Source organism: Pseudomonas sp. Leaf59 (assembly GCF_920984685.1).
Lineage (GTDB): Bacteria > Pseudomonadota > Gammaproteobacteria > Pseudomonadales > Pseudomonadaceae > Aquipseudomonas.
Genome location: NZ_CAKLBR010000004.1, coordinates 304878 through 324873, shown reverse-complemented (window position 1 = coordinate 324873; position 19996 = coordinate 304878). Strand labels below are relative to the sequence as shown.

19 protein-coding genes are annotated in these 19996 nt (G+C 62.2%); 10 read left to right on the top strand and 9 right to left on the bottom strand.

Annotated features, from left to right (window positions below):
- Positions 1-38 precede the first annotated feature (38 nt).
- Positions 39-1433, top strand: a complete 1395-nt coding sequence (locus LUB09_RS06815; RefSeq protein WP_209990078.1) for an MATE family efflux transporter — start codon at positions 39-41, stop codon at positions 1431-1433.
- On the opposite strand, the gene tusA is transcribed toward LUB09_RS06815, so the two are convergent.
- Both tusA and rlmM read right to left on the bottom strand, forming a co-directional pair.
- Complete coding sequence (tusA, locus tag LUB09_RS06810; protein ID WP_209990075.1) at positions 1430-1672, bottom strand: sulfurtransferase TusA; 243 nt, start codon at positions 1670-1672, stop codon at positions 1430-1432. The genes LUB09_RS06815 and tusA overlap by 4 nt on opposite strands.
- Before the next feature lie 125 nt (positions 1673-1797).
- Positions 1798-2874, bottom strand: a complete 1077-nt coding sequence (rlmM, locus tag LUB09_RS06805) for a 23S rRNA (cytidine(2498)-2'-O)-methyltransferase RlmM (RefSeq protein ID WP_231422134.1) — start codon at positions 2872-2874, stop codon at positions 1798-1800.
- A gap of 189 nt (positions 2875-3063) precedes the next feature.
- Here rlmM and acnA point away from each other — a divergent pair, with 189 nt between their 5' ends.
- A complete protein-coding gene (acnA, locus tag LUB09_RS06800; RefSeq protein WP_231422132.1) occupies positions 3064-5805 on the top strand; it encodes an aconitate hydratase AcnA in 2742 nt (913 codons plus the stop codon).
- 356 nt (positions 5806-6161) lie between these two features.
- Here the strand turns inward: acnA and LUB09_RS06795 are convergent, their stop codons facing one another.
- Together LUB09_RS06795 and cysK are read right to left on the bottom strand one after the other, a co-directional pair.
- Positions 6162-7100 (bottom strand): aspartyl/asparaginyl beta-hydroxylase domain-containing protein, encoded by a 939-nt coding sequence (locus tag LUB09_RS06795; protein WP_209990065.1) that lies wholly within the window; start codon positions 7098-7100, stop codon positions 6162-6164.
- 144 nt (positions 7101-7244) lie between these two features.
- Positions 7245-8219: a cysteine synthase A gene (gene cysK, locus LUB09_RS06790; protein ID WP_231422131.1), complete on the bottom strand. Its 975-nt coding sequence runs from the start codon at positions 8217-8219 to the stop codon at positions 7245-7247.
- 124 nt (positions 8220-8343) lie between these two features.
- Here cysK and LUB09_RS06785 point away from each other — a divergent pair, with 124 nt between their 5' ends.
- The 3 genes from LUB09_RS06785 to LUB09_RS06775 all read left to right on the top strand — a co-directional run bounded on the left by LUB09_RS06785 (position 8344) and on the right by LUB09_RS06775 (position 11658).
- Positions 8344-9420, top strand: a complete 1077-nt coding sequence (locus LUB09_RS06785) for a DUF748 domain-containing protein (RefSeq protein ID WP_231422130.1) — start codon at positions 8344-8346, stop codon at positions 9418-9420.
- A gap of 214 nt (positions 9421-9634) precedes the next feature.
- Positions 9635-10480 carry an AAA family ATPase gene (locus LUB09_RS06780; RefSeq protein WP_209990058.1) on the top strand — a complete coding sequence of 282 codons (846 nt, stop codon included), beginning with the start codon at positions 9635-9637 and terminating at the stop codon, positions 10478-10480.
- Complete coding sequence (locus tag LUB09_RS06775; RefSeq protein WP_231422129.1) at positions 10480-11658, top strand: vWA domain-containing protein; 1179 nt, start codon at positions 10480-10482, stop codon at positions 11656-11658. Before LUB09_RS06780 ends, LUB09_RS06775 begins: the two co-directional genes overlap by 1 nt.
- 651 nt (positions 11659-12309) lie before the next feature.
- Here LUB09_RS06775 and LUB09_RS06770 read toward each other — a convergent pair.
- Genes LUB09_RS06770 through LUB09_RS06760 form a run of 3 tightly spaced genes read right to left on the bottom strand, consistent with a single transcriptional unit; the run spans position 12310 to position 14192 of the window.
- Complete coding sequence (locus LUB09_RS06770; RefSeq protein ID WP_057009544.1) at positions 12310-12852, bottom strand: DUF2937 family protein; 543 nt, start codon at positions 12850-12852, stop codon at positions 12310-12312.
- Positions 12853-12863: 11 nt separating this feature from the next.
- Positions 12864-13640: a class II glutamine amidotransferase gene (locus tag LUB09_RS06765; RefSeq protein ID WP_003234016.1), complete on the bottom strand. Its 777-nt coding sequence runs from the start codon at positions 13638-13640 to the stop codon at positions 12864-12866.
- Between the two features lie 21 nt (positions 13641-13661).
- Positions 13662-14192 carry an MFS transporter gene (locus LUB09_RS06760; RefSeq protein ID WP_231422127.1) on the bottom strand — a complete coding sequence of 177 codons (531 nt, stop codon included), beginning with the start codon at positions 14190-14192 and terminating at the stop codon, positions 13662-13664.
- 24 nt (positions 14193-14216) lie between these two features.
- On the opposite strand from LUB09_RS06760, the gene LUB09_RS06755 reads away from it, so the two are divergent.
- Positions 14217-16262 (top strand): S9 family peptidase, encoded by a 2046-nt coding sequence (locus LUB09_RS06755; RefSeq protein ID WP_209990043.1) that lies wholly within the window; start codon positions 14217-14219, stop codon positions 16260-16262.
- On the opposite strand, the gene LUB09_RS06750 is transcribed toward LUB09_RS06755, so the two are convergent.
- Complete coding sequence (locus LUB09_RS06750; RefSeq protein ID WP_231422125.1) at positions 16259-16543, bottom strand: hypothetical protein; 285 nt, start codon at positions 16541-16543, stop codon at positions 16259-16261. The two genes, LUB09_RS06755 and LUB09_RS06750, sit on opposite strands and share 4 nt — an antisense overlap.
- 78 nt (positions 16544-16621) lie before the next feature.
- Between LUB09_RS06750 and LUB09_RS06745 the strand changes: the two genes are divergently transcribed.
- Positions 16622-17308 carry a hypothetical protein gene (locus tag LUB09_RS06745; RefSeq protein ID WP_231422123.1) on the top strand — a complete coding sequence of 229 codons (687 nt, stop codon included), beginning with the start codon at positions 16622-16624 and terminating at the stop codon, positions 17306-17308.
- A 123-nt stretch (positions 17309-17431) separates the two neighbouring features.
- On the opposite strand, the gene LUB09_RS06740 is transcribed toward LUB09_RS06745, so the two are convergent.
- Positions 17432-18352 carry a ParB/Srx family N-terminal domain-containing protein gene (locus LUB09_RS06740; protein ID WP_231422122.1) on the bottom strand — a complete coding sequence of 307 codons (921 nt, stop codon included), beginning with the start codon at positions 18350-18352 and terminating at the stop codon, positions 17432-17434.
- Positions 18353-18449: 97 nt separating this feature from the next.
- On the opposite strand from LUB09_RS06740, the gene LUB09_RS06735 reads away from it, so the two are divergent.
- From LUB09_RS06735 to LUB09_RS06725, 3 genes are all read left to right on the top strand, one after another.
- A complete protein-coding gene (locus LUB09_RS06735; protein ID WP_003172528.1) occupies positions 18450-18824 on the top strand; it encodes a YajD family HNH nuclease in 375 nt (124 codons plus the stop codon).
- A gap of 160 nt (positions 18825-18984) precedes the next feature.
- The gene (locus LUB09_RS06730; RefSeq protein WP_003189607.1) at positions 18985-19452 is read left to right on the top strand and encodes an RNA methyltransferase; all 468 of its coding nucleotides are present in this window, start codon (positions 18985-18987) and stop codon (positions 19450-19452) included.
- A gap of 67 nt (positions 19453-19519) precedes the next feature.
- On the top strand, positions 19520-19870 hold the full coding sequence (locus LUB09_RS06725; protein WP_231422120.1) for a YgaP family membrane protein: 351 nt from the start codon (positions 19520-19522) through the stop codon (positions 19868-19870).
- The last annotated feature ends 126 nt before the right edge of the window (positions 19871-19996 follow it).

Below are 19996 nucleotides of genomic sequence, written 5' to 3'. Positions count from 1 at the left end.
GCGGTCCTTGCGCTTTGCCTTTGATTGGACATCTGTACGTGAACACTGCCACCGCCCCTCTCACCCGCCCCGCCCGCATCCGCCGGGAAGTGCGCGGCCTGCTGACGCTTGCCCTGCCGATCATGATCGGTCAACTGGCCACCACCGCGATGAGCTTCGTCGACGCGGTGATGGCCGGGCGGGTCAGCCCTGAGGACCTGGCGGCGGTGGGCCTGGGCAACTCGATCTGGATTCCGGTGTACCTGCTGATGACCGGCACCCTACTGGCCACCACGCCCAAAGTCGCCCAGCGTTACGGCGCGGGCCAGTTCAGCGAGATCGGGCCGCTGGTGCGTCAGTCCCTGTGGCTGGCGGTGGTGGTCGGTCTGTGCGGCGCGCTGTTGCTGCTGTGCGCCGAGCCGGTGCTGCAGGCGATGAAGGTTGAGCCCGACCTGATCGCGCCCTCCATGGGCTACCTGCATGGCATCGCCGCCGGCATGCCGGCGATTGCGCTGTATTACGTGCTGCGCTGTTTCAGTGACGGCCTGGGCCGCACCCGGCCGAGCATGGTCATGGGCCTGTGCGGCCTGGCGCTGAACATCCCGCTGAACTACATCTTCATTTACGGCCACTTCGGTGTGCCGGCCATGGGCGGCGTGGGCTGCGGCTGGGCCACGGCGATTGCAATGTGGGTGATGATGCTCGGCCTGGCCTGTTGGACTCGCTGGGGCGCGGCCTACCAGAGCAGTGAACTGTTCAAGCGTTTCGACTGGCCGCAATGGGCGGTGATCAAACGCGTGCTGGGCATTGGCCTGCCGATTGGCGTGGCGATCTTCGCCGAGTCGAGCATTTTTGCCGTGATCGCCCTGTTGCTCGGCAGCCTCGGCGCCACCGTGGTGTCGGGCCATCAGATCGCGCTGAACGTCAGCTCGCTGGTGTTCATGATCCCCTACTCCCTGAGCATGGCCGTGACCGTGCGCGTCGGCCAGGCCCTGGGCCGTGGCGAACCCCGTGAGGCGCGCTTTGCCGCCGGGGTCGGCATGGGCACGGCGCTGGCCTATGCCTGCCTGTCCTGCAGCCTGATGCTGCTGTTTCGCGAGCAGATCGCGGCGATCTATACGCCGGACCCGGTGGTGATCCACCTCGCCTCGACGCTGATCGTGTTTTCCGCGCTGTTCCAGTTTTCGGACTCGATCCAGGTCACCGCCGCCGGTGCGTTGCGCGGTTACCAGGACACCCGGGTGACCATGGTGCTGACCTTGTTCGCCTATTGGGGCGTGGGCCTGCCGGTGGGCTACGCCCTGGGGCTCACCGACTGGCTGGGCGCAGCCAGCGGCCCGAGCGGCTTGTGGCAAGGCTTGATCGTCGGCTTGAGTTGCGCCGCAGGCATGTTGCTGGTGCGCCTGGCGCGCAGTGCACGCCGACGTATTCACGCCGGTAAGGCGCGGGTTTAATCGACTTTCTTGCGAATCCAGTACAGGTAGGTGCCGGCCTCTTCTTTCTGTTCAACCAGTTCGTGGTCCAGGAACACACAGAACTTGGGAATATCGCGACGGGTGGAAGGGTCGGTCGCGATCACCTTGAGCAGGCCGCCTGGCGCCAGGTCACGGATGTGCTGGTGCAGCATCATCACCGGCTCCGGGCAGTTGAGGCCGGTGGCGTCGAGGGTGCCGTCAATGGGTAATTCACTCATACATCACTCCTGAAACACACCCGCTCCAGTGTGGGAGCGGGTTTGCCCGCGATGACGGGGGCACATTCAACATAATTTCGACAGTTATACCGCTATCGCGGGCAAGCCCGCTCCCTCAGGGGCGGTCAGTGTCTCTTGGGTTTCCTTGCAGACTCAAGCCGACGCAGGTGGCAGGTCACCTCCTCCCGGTCGTGATACAGCTGCTTGCAGCCAATCTCCACACGAATACCGCGCGCCTTGAAGCCCTCTTCGATCCGCTCCAGCAAACGTTTGACCTCGGCATAACGCTGCTTCATCGGCAGCTTCAGGTTCACCACCGCCTCGCGGCAATGGCCTTCGCCGATCCAGGTTTCCAGCAGCGCGGCATTGCGCGCCGGTTTCTCGACGATGTCACACACCATCCAGTCCACCGGCTGTTTTGGCACGAAGGTGAAACCGTCGGCCATCAAGTGCTGCACCAGGCCCGTGTCCATCAGGCTTTCGGCCATGGGACCGTTGTCGATGGCGGTCACCAGCATGCCCCGGTTGACCAGTTGCCAGGTCCAGCCGCCGGGGGCGGCGCCGAGGTCGACGCCGGTCATGTCGCCGTGCAGGCGCTCGTCCCACTGGTCGCGGGGGATAAAGTGATGCCAGGCCTCTTCCAGCTTCAGGGTCGAGCGGCTGGGCGCGTCACGCGGGAATTTCAGACGCGGGATGCCCATCGGCCACATCGCCGAATTGTTCGACTCGGCCAGACCCATGAACACTTCGCGGCCACTTTTGAAGGTCAGCAGCAGGCGTGGCTTGCTCGGGTCGTCCACCAGCTTGCCGGCATTGAGCAGGGCCTTGCGCAGATGCACTTCGAATTTCTTGCAGAAGTTCGACAGCTCCTTGCCGTCGTTGGTGTCAACCATCTCCAGCCACAGGCTGCCGCACACCGGGAATGGATGCAGGTGCGCGAGGATCACGCTGATGCGGTCGGTTTCCGGCAGGTCGATGAACACCCCGCGCGCCCACTGCCGGGGGAAGATCAATTCGGCGAAGCGCTGGCCGTGCATCAGGCGCTGGGCGCCGTCGTCCTCGGTGCAGACGAACTCGGCGCAGGCGCTGCCGGTCTTGGCCTTGGCGTAACCGGAAACGTTAAGGCGCGCGGCATGCTCGGCGATCTCGGAGCAGACTTCGCCCTCGAAACCTGGACGGCAGTGCATAAAAAGGGTGTTCATTGAATCTCCTGGCACCGGCTTGCTGTCGTGCAAGGCCTGTCATGAAAACGCGCGCATGATAGCCGAGTTCGGAACCTTGGACTTCACCCGGCAGTCCAGTTATTAGCCTGCTACTCAAAACAGGGCTAAGTTAAACGCTCTGTTCGTCCCGCCAGGTCCGTAGCCGTGCGGACCATAAGGAGTCGTGTCATGTCATCCCTTGATAGCCTGAGAACCCTTAAGACCCTGCAAATCGACAACAAGACCTACCACTATTTCAGCCTGCCCGAGGCCGCCAAGAGCCTGGGCGACCTGGACAAGCTGCCGATGTCGCTCAAAGTGCTGCTGGAAAACCTGCTGCGCTGGGAAGACGACAAGACCGTCACCGGCGCCGACCTCAAGGCCATCGCCGCCTGGCTCAAAGAGCGCCAGTCCGACCGCGAGATCCAGTACCGCCCCGCCCGCGTCCTGATGCAGGATTTTACCGGCGTACCTGCCGTGGTCGACCTCGCCGCCATGCGCGCCGCCGTGGCCAAGGCCGGTGGCGACCCGCAGCGCATCAACCCGCTGTCCCCCGTGGACCTGGTCATTGACCACTCGGTGATGGTCGACAAGTTCGGCAACGCCGACGCCTTCGAGCAGAACGTCGACATCGAGATGCAGCGCAACGGCGAACGCTACGCCTTCCTGCGCTGGGGCCAGAGCGCCTTCGACAACTTCAGCGTGGTGCCACCGGGCACCGGCATCTGCCACCAGGTCAACCTCGAATACCTGGGCCGCACCGTGTGGACCAAGGACGAAGACGGCCGCACTTACGCCTTCCCCGACACCCTGGTGGGCACCGACTCCCACACCACCATGATCAACGGCCTGGGCGTGCTCGGCTGGGGCGTGGGCGGTATTGAAGCGGAAGCGGCCATGCTCGGCCAGCCGGTGTCGATGCTGATCCCGGAAGTGATCGGCTTCAAGCTCACCGGCAAATTGAAAGAAGGCATCACCGCCACCGACCTGGTGCTGACCGTCACCCAGATGCTGCGCAAAAAAGGCGTGGTGGGTAAATTCGTCGAATTCTACGGCGATGGCCTGGCTGACCTGCCGCTGGCCGACCGCGCCACCATCGCCAACATGGCCCCGGAATACGGCGCCACCTGCGGGTTTTTCCCGGTGGACGACGTGACGCTGGACTACCTGCGCCTGTCCGGTCGCCCCAGCGAAACCGTGAAACTGGTGGAGGCCTACACCAAGGCTCAGGGCCTGTGGCGTAACGCAGGGCAAGAGCCGGTGTTCACCGACAGCCTGGCGCTGGACATGGGCAGCGTCGAAGCCAGCCTGGCCGGGCCGAAGCGCCCACAGGACCGCGTGGCGCTGCCGAATGTGGGCCAGGCGTTCAGCGATTTTCTCGACCTGCAATTCAAGCCGACCAACAAGGAAGAAGGCCGCCTTGAAAGCGAAGGCGGCGGTGGCGTGGCCGTGGGCAATGCAGACCTGGTGGGCGAGGCCGACTACGAATACGAAGGCAACACCTATCGCCTGAAAAACGGCGCGGTGGTGATCGCCGCCATCACGTCCTGCACCAACACCTCCAACCCCAGCGTGATGATGGCTGCCGGGCTGGTGGCAAAAAAGGCCGTGGAAAAGGGCCTGACCCGCAAGCCGTGGGTCAAGACCTCCCTGGCGCCGGGCTCCAAGGTGGTCACCGACTATTACCACGCCGCAGGCCTCACCCAGTACCTGGATAAACTCGGTTTCGACCTGGTGGGCTACGGCTGCACCACCTGCATCGGCAACTCCGGGCCGCTGCCCGAGCCGATTGAAAAAGCCATCCAGACCGCCGACCTCGCCGTGGCCTCGGTGCTGTCCGGCAATCGCAACTTCGAGGGCCGCGTGCACCCGCTGGTCAAAACCAACTGGCTGGCCTCGCCGCCCCTGGTGGTGGCCTATGCGCTGGCCGGCACCGTGCGTATCGATATCAGCAGCGAGCCGCTGGGCAACGATAAGGACGGCAATCCGGTATATCTCAAAGATATCTGGCCGAGCAGCAAAGAGATCGCCGACGCCGTGGCACAAGTCACCACGGGCATGTTCCACAAGGAATACGCCGAAGTGTTCGCCGGTGACGAGCAATGGCAGGCAATCGAAGTGCCCCAGGCCGCTACCTACGTGTGGCAGCAGGACTCCACCTATATTCAGCACCCGCCGTTCTTCGACGATATTGCCGGCCCCCTGCCGGTGATCAAGGACGTCACGGGCGCCAACGTGCTGGCGCTGCTGGGCGACTCGGTGACTACCGACCACATCTCCCCCGCCGGCAACATCAAGGTCGACAGCCCCGCCGGGCGCTACCTGCAAGAGCAAGGCGTGGAACCGCGCGACTTCAACTCCTACGGCTCACGCCGGGGCAACCATGAAGTGATGATGCGCGGCACCTTTGCCAATATCCGCATCCGCAACGAAATGCTCGGCGGCGAAGAAGGCGGCAATACGCTGTACATCCCCACCGGCGAGCGCATGGCGATCTACGACGCAGCGATGAAATACCAGGCCGCAGGCACGCCGCTGGTGGTGATCGCCGGCCAGGAATACGGCACCGGCTCCAGCCGCGACTGGGCGGCCAAGGGCACCAACCTGCTGGGCGTCAAGGCAGTCATTGCCGAAAGCTTCGAACGGATTCACCGCTCCAACCTGGTCGGCATGGGCGTGTTGCCGTTGCAGTTCAAGCTGGATCAGAACCGCAAATCGCTCAAACTCACCGGCAAGGAGAAAATCGACATCCTCGGCCTCACCGACGTAGAGATCGTGCCGCGCATGAACCTGACGCTGGTGATTACGCGGGAGGATGGCAGCAGCGAGAAGGTCGAAGTGCTGTGCCGGATCGATACGCTCAATGAAGTGGAATACTTCAAGGCCGGTGGCATCCTGCACTACGTGCTGCGCCAGTTGATCGCCTCATAAGCAACACTGGAGATGCAAAGGTGGGAGGGGGCTTGCTCCCGATGAGGGTGGGTCAGTCAGCTTGTTTGTAGCTGACCCACTGCCATCGGGAGCAAGCCCCCTCCCACATTTGATCTCCATTTGTCTGATACATATCACATCGCTTTGGCTTTTGATCTTGATCTTGATCTCAGGCGCCCCGTCAACCACGCTGGCCGCACGCCGAGCCTGAGCGAGGTGCCGAGTGGTGGGGCAAGAGCCCTTTGGTTACTTTGGGGCTTTCCAAAGTGACCCGCCGTAAGGGCGGAACCCTACGTAGCCGTTACCGCAGCAACGGATATGTACACCAACACCAAGAGCCCCCATCCCCCACCAAATCAGCCAAACAACCACTTCCACAACAACACCAACACCCCCACCGCCAACACCGGCCGCGCAATCCGGTAAGCCTGGGGATACTTGCGCTTGAACTGTTTAACCCGACCGCTGAACCTGTCGCTGAACGTCTTGCTCCACGCATAAGCCTGGTTAATCCCACCCACCCGCTCATCATCCAGATTCTGCGGCGCAGTCGCGCGCCCCAGCTGCTTACTGACCCAACGGTTGAGACGGGTCATCAGACGGTTGCTCAGCGGACGTTCAATGTCGCAAAACAGGATCACCCGAGTCTGCTCGGTTTCGTTCTTCACCCAGTGCACATAGGTTTCGTCGAACATCACGTCTTCCCCATCGCGCCAGGCGTAAACCTGGCCGTCGACAAAGATGCGGCAATCGTCGGAGTTGGGCGTTGACAGGCCCAGGTGATAACGCAAGGACCCGGCAAACGGATCGCGGTGCGGGTTGAGGTGGCTGCCACCCGGCAACAGCGCAAACATCGCGCCCTTGACGTTGGGGATGCTGCTCACCAGCGCCACAGTCTTCGGGCACAGGGCCTCGGCCGACGGCAGCGGTTTGTCGTACCACTTGAGGTAGAAACGCTTCCAGCCCTTCTTGAAGAACGAACCGAAACCGGCGTCATTGTTCTTTTCGGCCGCGCGGATGTAACCCTCGTCGAACAGGTGCATGGCCTCTTCGCGGATCACTTCCCAGTTATCCTTGAGCACGTCCAGCTCCGGGAACTTGCTGCGGTCCAGGTAAGGTTTGGACGGTACCGCGGAGAACAGGTACATCAAAGCGTTATACGGGGCGAACAGCGCCGAATGGTTGACGAACTGGCGCAACATCGGCAAACGGGCCTTGCCGCGCAGGTGCACATACAGCGTACTGCCGATAAACAGCAGCAACACCGACAACTTGGCGGCCAAAGAAAAGGTCATGCAGCAACTCCTGAAAATAAGCGCCTGGCCAACAGCAGACGTAGCAGCCGGCCATGATAAACATTTGGGCCAGTATGCAGAAGGCCCCGGCTGACCAGCTGACACAAATCAAACCCGGCGATCAGCCGGCAGTTGTGGTGAGCATCACGCCTGGTTCTCCTGATCGGTGAACAAGTCGCTGAACAACATGCTCGACAGGTAACGCTCACCGGAGTCCGGCAGGATCACCACGATGGTCTTGCCCTGCATCTCCGGTTTCTCGGCCAGACGCACGGCCACCGCCATGGCCGCGCCACAGGAGATACCGCAGAGGATGCCCTCCTCCTGCATCAGGCGCCGGGCCATGGCCTTGGATTCCTCATCGGTCACCCGCTCAACGCGGTCGACCATCGACAGGTCGAGGTTTTTGGGCACAAAACCGGCGCCGATCCCCTGGATCTTGTGCGGGCTCGGCTTGATCTCTTCACCGGCCAGCGCCTGGGTGATCACCGGCGACGCCATCGGTTCGACCGCCACCGACAGGATCGGCTTGCCCGCGGTGTGCTTGATGTAGCGCGACACACCGGTGATGGTGCCGCCGGTGCCCACGCCCGCCACCAGCACGTCCACCGCGCCGTCGGTGTCGTTCCAGATTTCCGGGCCGGTGGTTTTTTCGTGGATGGCAGGGTTGGCCGGGTTTTCGAACTGGGCCGGCATGAAATAGGTGGCCGGGTCGCCGGCGACGATTTCAGCGGCCTTGTCGATGGCGCCTTTCATGCCTTTGGCCGGTTCGGTCAGCACCAGTTCGGCGCCCAGGGCCTTGAGCACCTTGCGCCGCTCGATACTCATGGACGCCGGCATGGTCAGCAGCAGTTTGTAGCCACGGGCCGCAGCGACAAAGGCCAGGCCGATACCGGTGTTGCCGGAGGTGGGCTCGACAATGGTCATGCCCGGCTTGAGTTTGCCGTTGCCTTCGGCGTCCCAGATCATGTTGGCGCCAATGCGGCACTTCACCGAATAGCCCGGGTTGCGCCCCTCGATCTTCGCCAGGATGGTCACGCCGCGCGGCGCGATGCGGTTGATCTGAACAAGAGGTGTGTTACCGATGGAGTGCGCGTTATCTGCAAAAATGCGGCTCATGACGGGTCCCTGGGGCAATGTGAACAAGGCCACAAGGGTATGCCTCAGGCTTTGAGGCGTCCAGTCGGCGGAACGTTGCGCCTGCTGCAGCAGTCCACACCCTATCTGCACGGAGGAGCCTTTCATGAAACGTCGCTACAGCTGGCCACTTTGGACCGTCGCCGCACTGGTGGTTTTCCTAGTGGCACTGAACATCGCCCTGCCCTATCTGGTGCGCAATTACCTGAACGAAAAGCTCGCCAACATGGGCGATTACCGTGGCGAAATTGCCGACGTGGACCTCGCGCTGTGGCGCGGCGCCTACCGGATCAACGGCCTGCAGATCGTCAAGGTGGACGGCAAGGTACCGGTGCCCTTCGTCAAGGCGCCGCTGATCGAGTTCGCGGTGAGCTGGCATTCGCTGTGGTACGACCATGCGGTGGTCGCCGAGGGGCATTTTGTGCGTCCGGAAATCAACTTCGTCGACGGCGGCGCCAACAAGGCCGCGTCCCAGACCGGTAAAGGCACCGACTGGCAGGAACAACTGAGCAAGCTGCTGCCGATCACCCTCAACGAAATGCGCATCGAAGACGGCAAGATCGCGTTCCACAACTTCACCTCCAAGCCAAAGGTCAATATCAACGCCACCGGGGTCAACGCCAGTTTCTACAACCTGACCAACGTGGTGGACGTGGAAGGCAAGCGCGACGCACGCTTTGAAGGCAAGGCGCTGCTGCAAGGCCAGGCACCTCTGGAAGCCAACGCCACCTTCGACCCACTGAGCGATTTCGAAGAGTTCGAGTTCCGCTTCCGTGCCCGCGACCTGCAACTGACGCGCATGAATGACTTCGCCTCGGCCTATGGCAAGTTCGATTTCAAGGCCGGCACCGGCGATGTAGTGATCGAAGCCCAGGCCGAGAAAGGCCAGCTGCGCGGCTATATAAAGCCGCTGCTGCGCGATGTGGAAGTGTTCGACTGGCAGCAGGATGTCGAAAACAAGGACAAGAATATCTTCCGTTCGATCTGGGAAGCCGTGGTCGGCGCCAGCGAGACGGTGCTCAAGAACCAGCGTAAAAATCAGTTCGCCACCCGCGTGGAATTGAGCGGCAGTGTGCATCAGCAGAATGTCAGCGCGTTTGGCGCGGTCATCGCGATCCTGCGCAACGGCTTCATCCAGGCCTTCAATGCCCATTACGAACAACCCAAGCCGAGCGCCGATTAAAACGGTGGGAAGGGACTTGCTCCCGATGGCGGTGTGTCAGTTTATACATCCATGACTGAACCAACGCTATCGGGGACAAGCCCCCTCCCACATTGATTGCATTGGCCGGGAATGAACGTGACCGTCCATTCAGAGACTGAATAACCCGTCTGCGTTCACAGTCGCCGGGGCCGCGCGGTATAGTCCGGGCATTGATGAATCCGAGGACACACCGATGAAGTTCGAAGGCACCCAGGCCTATGTGGCTACCGATGACCTGAAACTGGCCGTCAACGCCGCCATCACCCTGGAGCGGCCGCTGCTGGTCAAGGGCGAACCGGGCACCGGCAAGACCATGCTCGCCGAACAGCTGGCCGAATCCTTCGGCGCCCGGCTGATTACCTGGCACATCAAATCCACTACCAAGGCGCACCAGGGCCTCTACGAGTACGACGCGGTCAGCCGCCTGCGCGACTCGCAGTTGGGCGTGGACAAGGTGCACGACGTACGCAACTACCTGAAGAAAGGCAAGCTGTGGGAGGCCTTCGAGGCCGAAGAGCGGGTAATCCTACTGATCGATGAAATCGACAAGGCCGATATCGAATTCCCCAACGACCTGTTGCAGGAACTCGACAAGATGGAGTTCTACGTCTACGAAATCGACGAGACCATCAAGGCGAAGAAACGCCCGATCATCATCATTACCTCCAACAACGAAAAAGAGCTGCCGGACGCGTTCCTGCGCCGCTGCTTCTTCCACTACATCGCCTTCCCCGACCGCACCACCCTGCAGAAAATCGTCGATGTGCACTACCCCGACATCAAGAAGGATCTGGTCAGCGAAGCGCTGGACGTGTTCTTCGACGTGCGCAAAGTGCCGGGCCTGAAGAAAAAACCTTCCACCTCTGAACTGGTCGACTGGCTCAAGCTGCTGATGGCCGACAACATCGGCGAAGCGGTGCTGCGCGAGCGCGACCCGACCAAGGCCATTCCGCCGCTGGCCGGCGCACTGGTCAAGAACGAGCAGGACGTGCAGTTACTGGAACGGCTGGCGTTCATGAGCCGCCGCGGTAATCGCTGATGCTACTCAACCTGTTCAATGAAATGCGCGCCGCCAAGGTGCCGGTGTCGGTGCGCGAGCTGCTTGACCTGATCAACGCGCTCAAACAGCGCGTGACCTTCGCCGACATGGACGAGTTCTACTACCTGGCGCGGGCGATTCTGGTCAAGGACGAGCGGCATTTCGACAAGTTCGACCGCGCCTTCGGGGCCTACTTCAACGGCCTGGAAAAACTCGACGACCACCTGCAGGCGCTGATCCCCGAGGACTGGCTGCGCAAGGAGTTCGAACGCTCGCTGAGCGATGAGGAACGCGCGCAGATCCAGTCCCTCGGCGGCCTCGACAAGCTCATAGAGGCATTCAAGAAACGCCTGGAAGAACAGAAGGAACGCCACGCCGGCGGCAACAAGTGGATCGGCACCGGCGGCACCAGCCCGTTTGGTTCCGGCGGCTACAACCCGGAAGGCATACGCGTGGGCGATGCCGGCGAGCGCAAGGGCAAGGCCGTGAAGGTGTGGGACCAGCGCGAGTACAAGAACCTCGACGATCAGGTCGAGCTGGGCACGCGCAACATCAAGGTGGCCCTGCGCCGCCTGCGCAAATTCGCGCGCCAGGGTGCGGCCGAAGAGCTGGACATCGACGGCACCATCGATCACACCGCGCGCGACGCCGGCCTGCTGAATATCCAGATGCGCCCGGAACGGCGCAACACCATCAAGCTGTTGCTGCTGTTCGATATCGGCGGCTCGATGGACGCCCATGTGAAGATCTGCGAAGAGCTGTTCTCTGCGTGCAAGACCGAGTTCAAACACCTGGAGTACTTCTACTTCCACAACTTCGTGTACGAGTCGGTGTGGAAGAACAACCAGCGCCGCACGTCGGAGCGCACCTCAACCCAGGACCTGCTGCACAAGTACGGCGCCGATTACAAAGTGATCTTTATCGGCGACGCGTCGATGGCGCCCTATGAAATCACCCAGGCCGGCGGCAGCGTCGAACACTGGAACGAGGAGCCGGGCTATGTGTGGATGCAGCGCTTCATGGCCAAGTACAAGAAGCTGATCTGGATCAATCCGTACCCGAAGGACACCTGGGGCTATACGGCGTCGACGGCGATCGTGCGCGAGTTGGTGGAAGATCAGATGTACCCGCTGACGTTGCGCGGGCTGGAAGAAGGCATGCGCTTTCTATCCAAATAACGGTGGGAGTCCCCACTACCTCTTCGACGTAGCGCTGTCGCGCAGCGAACTGGGGCCTCTGTGGCGAGCGGCCTTGCCATTTCGGTCGGCTCTCAGGCCGCCGCGCTCTTGATCTTGATCTTGATCTTAGGCGCCCCGTCAAACACGCTGGCCGAACGCAGGCTTTGGAGCGTGGGTAACCCGGCAGGACGCCGGGTTAGCCGCGCTGGGCCATGGATGGCCCATCGCGGCGGCCCACGCTCCAAAGCCTGCGTTCGGGCACACCGAGCCTAGGCGAGGTGCCGAGTGTTGGGGCAAGAGCGTTTTGCTTACTTTTGCGCTTTTCAAAAGTGAGCCGCTGTAAGAGCGGAACCGCCAGCAGCCGTTACAGCAGAAACGGATATGTACACCGAAAAAGTCGCACCGCTCTTTGCTTTGAACATCACGCTGGCTTAACTGAACGGCATTGGGGGGCGCAGCGCCCCCAATCAAGGAAAACGCGGTGTACCTGACCCTGCCCGGAGCACGGCTTTGGGGCTGCTGCGCAGCCCAACGCAGGACAAGCCTGCTCGCCACAGGAAACTGGCTGCCTGAAATTTCAGGTTTTAAATCAAAAAGTTATTTTGTGTTTGATAAGAGGGGGCTGGCTCCCACAGTGGACCGAGCCGCTATTTAAAGGCCTTTGAGGTCACGCTCTTCAATCGGACGGCTCTGGCGCAGACGCTTGCCGCCCAGCACCACCCAGTCGATCAGGCGGAACAGGCATTCGATGCCGAACGACAACAGCATCGCCCCACCCAACCCCCAGCCCATCGCTTCGGGGGTCAGCAGGATCTGGTAACTGTAGCCATTCCAGGTCTCCCGGCGAATGTCCGGGTCGGCGGCCACCGCCACCTGCAGGGCGCGGATATACCAGGGGCCTTGCATGGCCTGGAACTGCTTGTCCAACGCAAGCTGGCGGTCAAGCATGGCCCCCAGGCTGTTGGCGTCGCTCTGGAACACCGGGTCATCACTGGCGCGGTAATGGGCCACCAGCGCCTGCAGGTCGCCCTTGAAAAACTGCTGCGCGGTGGTCTCGAACCCGCGCAGGCCGGTCTGGGCCTCGATCAGGTGGGCTTCGACGCGCTTGGCGTAGTCGTTGATGAAACCCGGCACTTGCACGCCGACCAACAGGCCAATGGCAAACAGCACCAACCGCAGATAGCTGAGCAACATGGTCGATATCCTTACTCGGTAACGCCCTGGCTGACGCATTCACCGCGTCGCCACAGGCTCCATTGGCCCGGTTCGTAGCGGGTCCAGTTTTCGTTGTCGGTCAACGGTTCGGTGGCAATCACCGTCACCACGTCATTGGGCGTGGTTTCGGCCTGGAAATCGACGATCACGTCGACGTCCTTCAAGCGCGCCGGGCCAAAGGGTGCGCGTCGGGTGATCTGCGCCAATTTAGTCGTGCAATAGCAAAACAGCCAGTCGCCGTCGCTGAGCAGGCAGTTGAATACGCCCTTGCTGCGGTATTCGGTGCAGGCGGCGATCAGGTCGGGCAGCACCTGCTCGATGTCCACCGGTTCCGGGAAGGCTTCGCGCACACGGTTGAGCAAATCGCAGAAGGCCGCTTCGCTGTCGGTGTCGCCCACCGGGCGGTAAAAAGTGGCGCGCGGATTGAACTGCGCCAGTTGGCCGTTGTGGGCGAAGCACCAGTTGCGGCCCCACAGCTCGCGCACGAACGGGTGGGTGTTGGCCAGGCTGACCTTGCCGACGTTGGCCTGGCGGATATGCCCGATCACCACTTCGCTCTTGATGGGATAACGCTGCACCAGCAGCGCGACTTCCGACTCGCTGCTCGCCGCCGGGTCCTGGAACAGGCGCAGGCCACGGCCTTCGTAAAAGGCAATGCCCCAACCGTCACGGTGCGGGCCGGTGCGCCCGCCGCGCTGCATCAGCCCGGTAAAGCTGAACACGATATCGGTGGGGACGTTGGCACTCATGCCCAATAATTCACACATGCCAGGGCTCTCGCTGCAACGTTAAAGGCGCGGTTCGACCCGCGTGCCGCTGGCGGGTACCGGACGGTGGAAAGGCTCGTCGTCTTCAGCCGGCTCCTGGGCCAGCGCCGCATCGAACGCAGCCTTGCGCTCGCGGCGCGCATTGGCGGCGCGCTCGATGGGCCAGCGGATCAACACGATGACGATATACACGGCGAAGACGATCATCGTGTACATGAACAAATCGGAAATCGCCCGCCAGGCGTTGTTGCCGACCTTGAGCACCAGGTCCAGCGCGGTAATGGCCACGGCCGGCGCAAACTGGGTCTTGACCGGATCGACGATGGTCGGGCTGAACAGCAGCACCGCCATCAGCAATTGCAGTGGCTCGCGCAGCCAGCGCCAGATCCAGCGGGTCATGCGCCACCACACCAACAGGCAGCCCAATGCGGCGAAGGCGTAAAGGCCCCAGGCAATCAGATAATCGTTCTCGGTCATGGTGTCCATGGCAAGGCTGGCAAAGAGGCGGCTATGATAACGGCTTTTGCGTGTCGCGGCTGCAATGCCTGCCACCGTCCGCCAGACAGAGAGTGATCCATGCCCCTATCCAATGCCCCGATCGCCCGCAAGGCCCCAGGTCCAGACCCGTACGCCTGGCTGCAGGAGCGCGATAACGCAGACGTCCTCGACTACCTCAAGGCCGAAAACGCCTGGCAGCAAGCCCAGCTCGCCGACCAGCAGGCGCTGCGCGACACGCTGTTCGAGGAAATCAAGGGCCGCATCCTCGAGACCGATCTGTCGCTGCCCTCTCCGTGGGGCCCGTATCTGTATTACACGCGCACCACCGCCGGCGACGAATACGCCCGCCACTACCGCTGCCGCCGCCCTGTCGACGACAGCAATCAGGTGGATGAGGACAGCGAAGAACTGCTGCTGGACCCGAACGCCTTGGCTGGCGGCGGCTTTTTCTCGCTGGGCGCCTTCAGCATCAGCCCCGACCACCAGCGCCTGGCCTACAGCCTCGACACCAGTGGCGAAGAGATCTACACCCTGTTCGTCAAGGAATTGTCCTCGGGCAAGGTCAGCGAACTGGAATTCCAGGACTGCGACGGCAGCATGACCTGGGCCAATGACAGCCTCACCCTGTTTTTTGGCGAGCTGGACGACACCCATCGCCCACACAAGCTGTATCGCTATCGCCTGGACGGCACGGCGGCACAGGAAGTGTTCCACGAACCCGACGGGCGTTTCTTCCTGCACTGCTACCGTTCCAGTTCCGAGCGCCAGCTGCTGCTGGCCCTGGGCAGCAAGACCACCAGCGAAATCTGGGCACTGGACGCAGGCCAGCCGCACCTGGACTTCACCTGCCTGGCGCCTCGCGTCGAAGACCATGAATACGATGTCGACCACGGCCAGCTTGACGGTGAGTGGACCTGGTTTATCCGCAGCAACCGCGACGGCATCAATTACGCGCTGTTTGTCGCCGCCGACACCGGCACCGTGCCCGGCGAGGCCGACTGGCACACGCTGATCCCCCACAGCGACGAGGTGATGCTCGACGGCGTGAGCCTGAATGCCCGCGCCATGACCCTGAGCCTGCGCATCGGCGGCCTGCCGGTGATCGAAGTGCATGCCGAGGGCGTGCCGGCCTATCGCGTGGAGTTACCCGACGCCGCCTACAGCCTCTACGTACAGAACAGCCTGGAATTCCCCAGCGACAGGATCCGCCTGCGCTACGAAGCGCTGAACCGCCCGGCCCAGGTGCGTCAGTTGGAGCTGGCCAGCGGCGCGCAACAGGTACTCAAGGAAACCCCGGTACTCGGCGCATTCAATGCCGATGACTACGTCAGCCAGCGCCTGTGGGCCACCTCGGCCGACGGCACTCAGGTGCCGATCAGCCTGGTGATCAAGCGCGACCAACTGGGCAAGCCGACCCCGCTGTACCTCTACGGTTACGGCGCCTACGGCCAGAGCCTCGACCCGTGGTTCTCCCACGCGCGCCTGAGCCTGCTGGACCGTGGCGTGGCGTTCGCCATCGCCCACGTGCGCGGCGGCGGCGAGCTGGGGGAAGCCTGGTACCGCAACGGCAAGCAGGCCCACAAGCAGAACACCTTCAGCGACTTTATCGCCTGCGCCGAACACCTGATTGCCGAGGGCCTGACCACCTCCCGGCAACTGGCGATCAGCGGCGGCAGTGCCGGCGGTCTGTTGATCGGCGCGGTGCTCAACCAGCGTCCGGCGCTGTTCCAGGCGGCGATTGCCGAAGTGCCGTTTGTGGATGTGCTCAACACCATGCTCGACCCGGAGCTGCCGCTGACGATCACCGAGTACGACGAATGGGGCAACCCCGAAGAGCCCGAGGTGTATGCGCGCATCAAGGCGTATGCGCCGTACGAAAACGTCAGCGCCCAGGCCTACCCGGCGCTGCTGGTGATCGCCGGCTACAACGACAGCCGCGTGCAGTACTGGGAAGCGGCCAAATGGGTCGCCAAGCTGCGCGACACCGCCACCTCCGACAACCTGCTGCTGCTCAAGACCGAACTGGGTGCCGGCCACGGCGGGATGAGCGGTCGCTACCAGGGGCTACGCGACGTGGCGCTGGAATACGCGTTTGTGTTCAAGGCGCTGGCACTCGACGCTTAACCACCGGGCGTCTTCGGTTTGCTGTCGTTCTGCTGCAGGCCAGGCACGGTCTGGTCCTTGGGCGGCGTCGGCAACACGATCGGCACCAGCGCCGGCGAGCCGTCGGCGTTGGCTTTAGGCAACGCCGGCGGCGTCACCTGCGGGTACAGCGTCGGCGTCGGAGTGCCCGGCGCGCCTGGGGTTGGCGCGGGGGCGGCCGGTACACTCTGCACCTCCTGCGCCTGCACGGCACCCAATGTGAGCGCGCCGAGCACAATGACCGTTAGAATGCTGCACTTCATCGATGGCTCCATGGCCTGACCGGAATGCCTCAAGGCTACTCCCAACCGCGCAAGAATGCCCTTCCCAATGAGATTTCCATGAAACGTTTCATTCTGCTCGACACCACCCCGATCCCCGACAACGGCGGCGCCCTGTGCCTGTTCGAATACGGCGAGGATTTTGTCATCAAGATCCAGGGCGGTGACGGCGGCCAACTGATGAACACCCGCATGCACGGCTCCGAGGATGCCCTGGCGGAAATTCCCTGCCGCAAGGTGGCCGGGCGTCCCGGTTCACGGGTATTGATCGGCGGGCTGGGCATGGGTTTTACCCTGGCTTCGGCGCTCAAGCACCTGGGCAAGACCGCCGAAGTGGTGGTGGCCGAGCTGGTGCCCGGCGTGGTGGAGTGGAACCGCGGCCCGCTGGGCGAAAAATCCGGCCGCCCGCTGCTGGACCCGCGCACCGTGATCCGCCTGGAAGACGTGGCCAAGGTGCTGCAGGCCGAACCCCAGGGCTTTGATGCGATCATGCTCGACGTCGACAACGGCCCCGAAGGCCTCACGCAAAAAGCCAACAGCTGGCTCTACTCCGCCGCTGGCCTGGCCGCCTGTGCCAAGGCACTGCGGCCCAAGGGCGTACTGGCCGTGTGGTCGGCCAGCGCCGACAGGCTGTTCAGCGACAAACTGCGCAAGGCCGGCTTCAAGGCCGAGGAAGTGCAGGTATTTGCCCATGGCAACAAAGGCACCCGGCACACCATCTGGATCGCCGAAAAACTGAAAGCCTGATACCAGACACCACAAATCCCCTGTGGGAGGGGGCTTGCTCCCGATAGCGGTAGCTCAGTCACCGATGTGTTGACTGACACACTGCGATCGGGAGCAAGCCCCCTCCCACATTTCTGACCTGTTTCAGCGCAGGGATTTGCGGTAGTCAAAGATGTACGGCACTTTATTCTCGAAGGTTTTCTCCAGCGCCTTGCGATCCAGCTCGCTCATGCCGCCCAGTTGATGAGCGGTAAACCCGCTGTCACCCACCTTCGAGCCTGGCGCCAGGCTGACCATGCGCTTGGCAACGGCTTCGATGGCGTCCTTGTAGCCACCTTTGCTGTCCAGGTTGTACTGGCTCAAATCAATCTGCGTGCGCAGCCAGTCGCCCCAGTAAAACTCCAGAAATTCGGGGGCAATCTCGCCATCGTCCGGCTTGCCATAGGCGGCCTTGCGGGTGAAATACACCAGGCTGCGAAAGGTGTCGTTCTGCAGGTGCTTGAAGCCCAGATGCGCCGGCAACTGCTCAGGCGCCAGGGTCCGGCCGTGACTGTCCTTGAGCCAGACTTTGCGCGCCGCTGCCATACGCTGCCAGAAGGCGTTCATGTCCGGGCTGCTGCTGAAATCGTCGGTCACCCGGACCCACATTTTCAAGCGCGCCCCGCCGCCGGGCACTTCCCACAGCGTGGTGAAGCTATGGTGACCGTCGGTCAGGTACAGCTGGCCGCCGGGGCCGACCACGACGGTTTTCATCTCATCCGGGTGAGCACCTACCGGATCCTCGCAGGTAAAGCTCTCGGGGTGATGCAGGTCGGCCTTTTTCGGCACCTTTTTCGCTTCGCCCTGACCGTTGGTTTCGCAGTACTCGTCAAAGACCTTGGCCGGTTTGGCGGCGAACAACCCCAGGCTGTAATAGATCTGCTCAAAACCCACCACGGCCTGGGTGGGATGCAACTGCTCGAGGGCTACTTCGATCACCTGCCCGGGCCTGGGCGCAGAAAGGGCGTGGGCATGGGCAGTCACCCCACACAGCAGCAATGCAGCAATCCATGAATGCAGACGCATGAAGTTGAATCCTTATGGCTAAAGTGAAGCGGTTATTTAGCGCGCGAGCGGCTAGAATCCACGGTATCCGTGAACCCTCAAACAGCCAGGAGCCATGATGAGCTCGACCAACCCGCCCTCCCACACCGCCAAGCTGGACCGCATTCTCGCCGATGCCCAGCGCGACCGGGAAATGGGCTATCGCGACAAAGCCCTGAAAATGTACCCCCACGTGTGCGGCCGCTGCGCCCGTGAGTTCGCCGGCAAACGCCTGAGCGAACTGACCGTACACCACCGCAACCATAACCATGATGACAATCCTCAGGATGGCTCCAACTGGGAATTGCTGTGCCTGTATTGCCATGACAACGAGCACTCGCGCTACACCGACCAGCAGTATTTCGGCGAAGGCTCCACCAGCAGCCCGACGATTGCCAAGGCCACGCACAACCCGTTTGCGGCGTTGGCGGGGTTGATGAAGAAAGACAGCTGAACATCGTCATCGCCTGTACCGGCCTCATCGGGGGCAAGCCCCCTCCCACACTGAAATGCAGTCCAACAGTGGGAGGAGCTTGCTCCCGACAGCGATCGTGCAAGCACCGCATCACTTCAAGGCCGTATAATCGCGCCTTTTCGTCAAGGCACCCTTCCCCGTGGGCAATAAACGCTACAGCTGCATCGGTCTGTACAACCCCAAATCCCCCGAAAACGTCGGCTCGGTGATGCGTGCCGCCGGCTGCTACGGCGTGGCCTCGGTGTTCTACACCGGCGTGCGTTACGAGCGCGCGCGGGATTTCATCACCGACACCAAAAAGGTCCACCACGACATTCCGCTGATCGGCATCGATGACCTGAAGAAAATCCTGCCCCTGGGCTGCATCCCGGTTGCCGTGGAGCTGGTGGAAGGCGCCCGTCCGCTGCCCGAATACACCCATCCCGACCGCGCGCTGTATATCTTCGGCCCCGAAGACGGCTCACTGGATAAAGAGATCCGCGACTGGTGCGAAGACGTGGTGTACATCCCGACCACCGGCTGCATGAACCTTGCCGCCACCGTCAATGTGGTGCTCTACGACCGCCTGGCCAAGGGCAACAACACCCGCTCGGGGCCCAAGTACTGATTTTTCGGGAACATCCGGCGCCGGCCAGCAGTCAGCTATTTACACTAGCCCTTGTTGGAGACGGATCATGAGTGACAGCACACACCTGCGACCTATCATCGAGCACCTGCAACCCGCCCCGCAGCATGAGCAAAACGTGCACGGCTGGGAACGCATTGGCTCGGTGGCCGGCGGTTTCATCATGCTGGGCAAAGGCCTGCGCCGTGGCGGCGTGTTCGGCCTGATCCAGGTGGCAATCGGCGGCGTGGCGCTCAAGCGCGGCTTTACCGGCCACAGTTCGCTCAAGGACAAGCTGGAGCAGGGTCGTCAGGAGATGAACAGCCTGCGCACCAAGATTGAACGGGCCGGCGCAGAGCTGAACAACCTCAAGACCAAAGCCGAAGTGGCCGCCGAGAAAGCGGTAAAAACCACCGGCTGATCAGGCTTTCATGCCTGTTGAACATCCAAATGTGGGAGGGGGCTTGCTCCCGATGGCAGTGTGTCAGTCAACACATCAGTGACTGAACTACCGCCATCGGGAGCAAGCCCCCTCCCGCATTTGTTC

Excerpts from the sequence above, each read along its gene's own strand:
- acnA (WP_231422132.1), top strand. The coding sequence starts at position 3,064 with ATGTCATCCCTTGATAGCCTGAGAACCCTTAAGACCCTGCAAATCGAC.
- rlmM (WP_231422134.1), bottom strand. The coding sequence starts at position 2,874 with ATGAACACCCTTTTTATGCACTGCCGTCCAGGTTTCGAGGGCGAAGTC.
- LUB09_RS06750 (WP_231422125.1), bottom strand. The coding sequence starts at position 16,543 with ATGAAGTGCAGCATTCTAACGGTCATTGTGCTCGGCGCGCTCACATTG.
- LUB09_RS06775 (WP_231422129.1), top strand. The coding sequence starts at position 10,480 with ATGCTACTCAACCTGTTCAATGAAATGCGCGCCGCCAAGGTGCCGGTG.
- LUB09_RS06795 (WP_209990065.1), bottom strand. The coding sequence starts at position 7,100 with ATGACCTTTTCTTTGGCCGCCAAGTTGTCGGTGTTGCTGCTGTTTATC.
- LUB09_RS06770 (WP_057009544.1), bottom strand. The coding sequence starts at position 12,852 with ATGTTGCTCAGCTATCTGCGGTTGGTGCTGTTTGCCATTGGCCTGTTG.
- LUB09_RS06765 (WP_003234016.1), bottom strand. The coding sequence starts at position 13,640 with ATGTGTGAATTATTGGGCATGAGTGCCAACGTCCCCACCGATATCGTG.
- LUB09_RS06745 (WP_231422123.1), top strand. The coding sequence starts at position 16,622 with ATGAAACGTTTCATTCTGCTCGACACCACCCCGATCCCCGACAACGGC.
- LUB09_RS06755 (WP_209990043.1), top strand. The coding sequence starts at position 14,217 with ATGCCCCTATCCAATGCCCCGATCGCCCGCAAGGCCCCAGGTCCAGAC.
- LUB09_RS06725 (WP_231422120.1), top strand. The coding sequence starts at position 19,520 with ATGAGTGACAGCACACACCTGCGACCTATCATCGAGCACCTGCAACCC.
- LUB09_RS06785 (WP_231422130.1), top strand. The coding sequence starts at position 8,344 with ATGAAACGTCGCTACAGCTGGCCACTTTGGACCGTCGCCGCACTGGTG.
- LUB09_RS06780 (WP_209990058.1), top strand. The coding sequence starts at position 9,635 with ATGAAGTTCGAAGGCACCCAGGCCTATGTGGCTACCGATGACCTGAAA.
- tusA (WP_209990075.1), bottom strand. The coding sequence starts at position 1,672 with ATGAGTGAATTACCCATTGACGGCACCCTCGACGCCACCGGCCTCAAC.
- LUB09_RS06735 (WP_003172528.1), top strand. The coding sequence starts at position 18,450 with ATGAGCTCGACCAACCCGCCCTCCCACACCGCCAAGCTGGACCGCATT.
- cysK (WP_231422131.1), bottom strand. The coding sequence starts at position 8,219 with ATGAGCCGCATTTTTGCAGATAACGCGCACTCCATCGGTAACACACCT.
- LUB09_RS06740 (WP_231422122.1), bottom strand. The coding sequence starts at position 18,352 with ATGCGTCTGCATTCATGGATTGCTGCATTGCTGCTGTGTGGGGTGACT.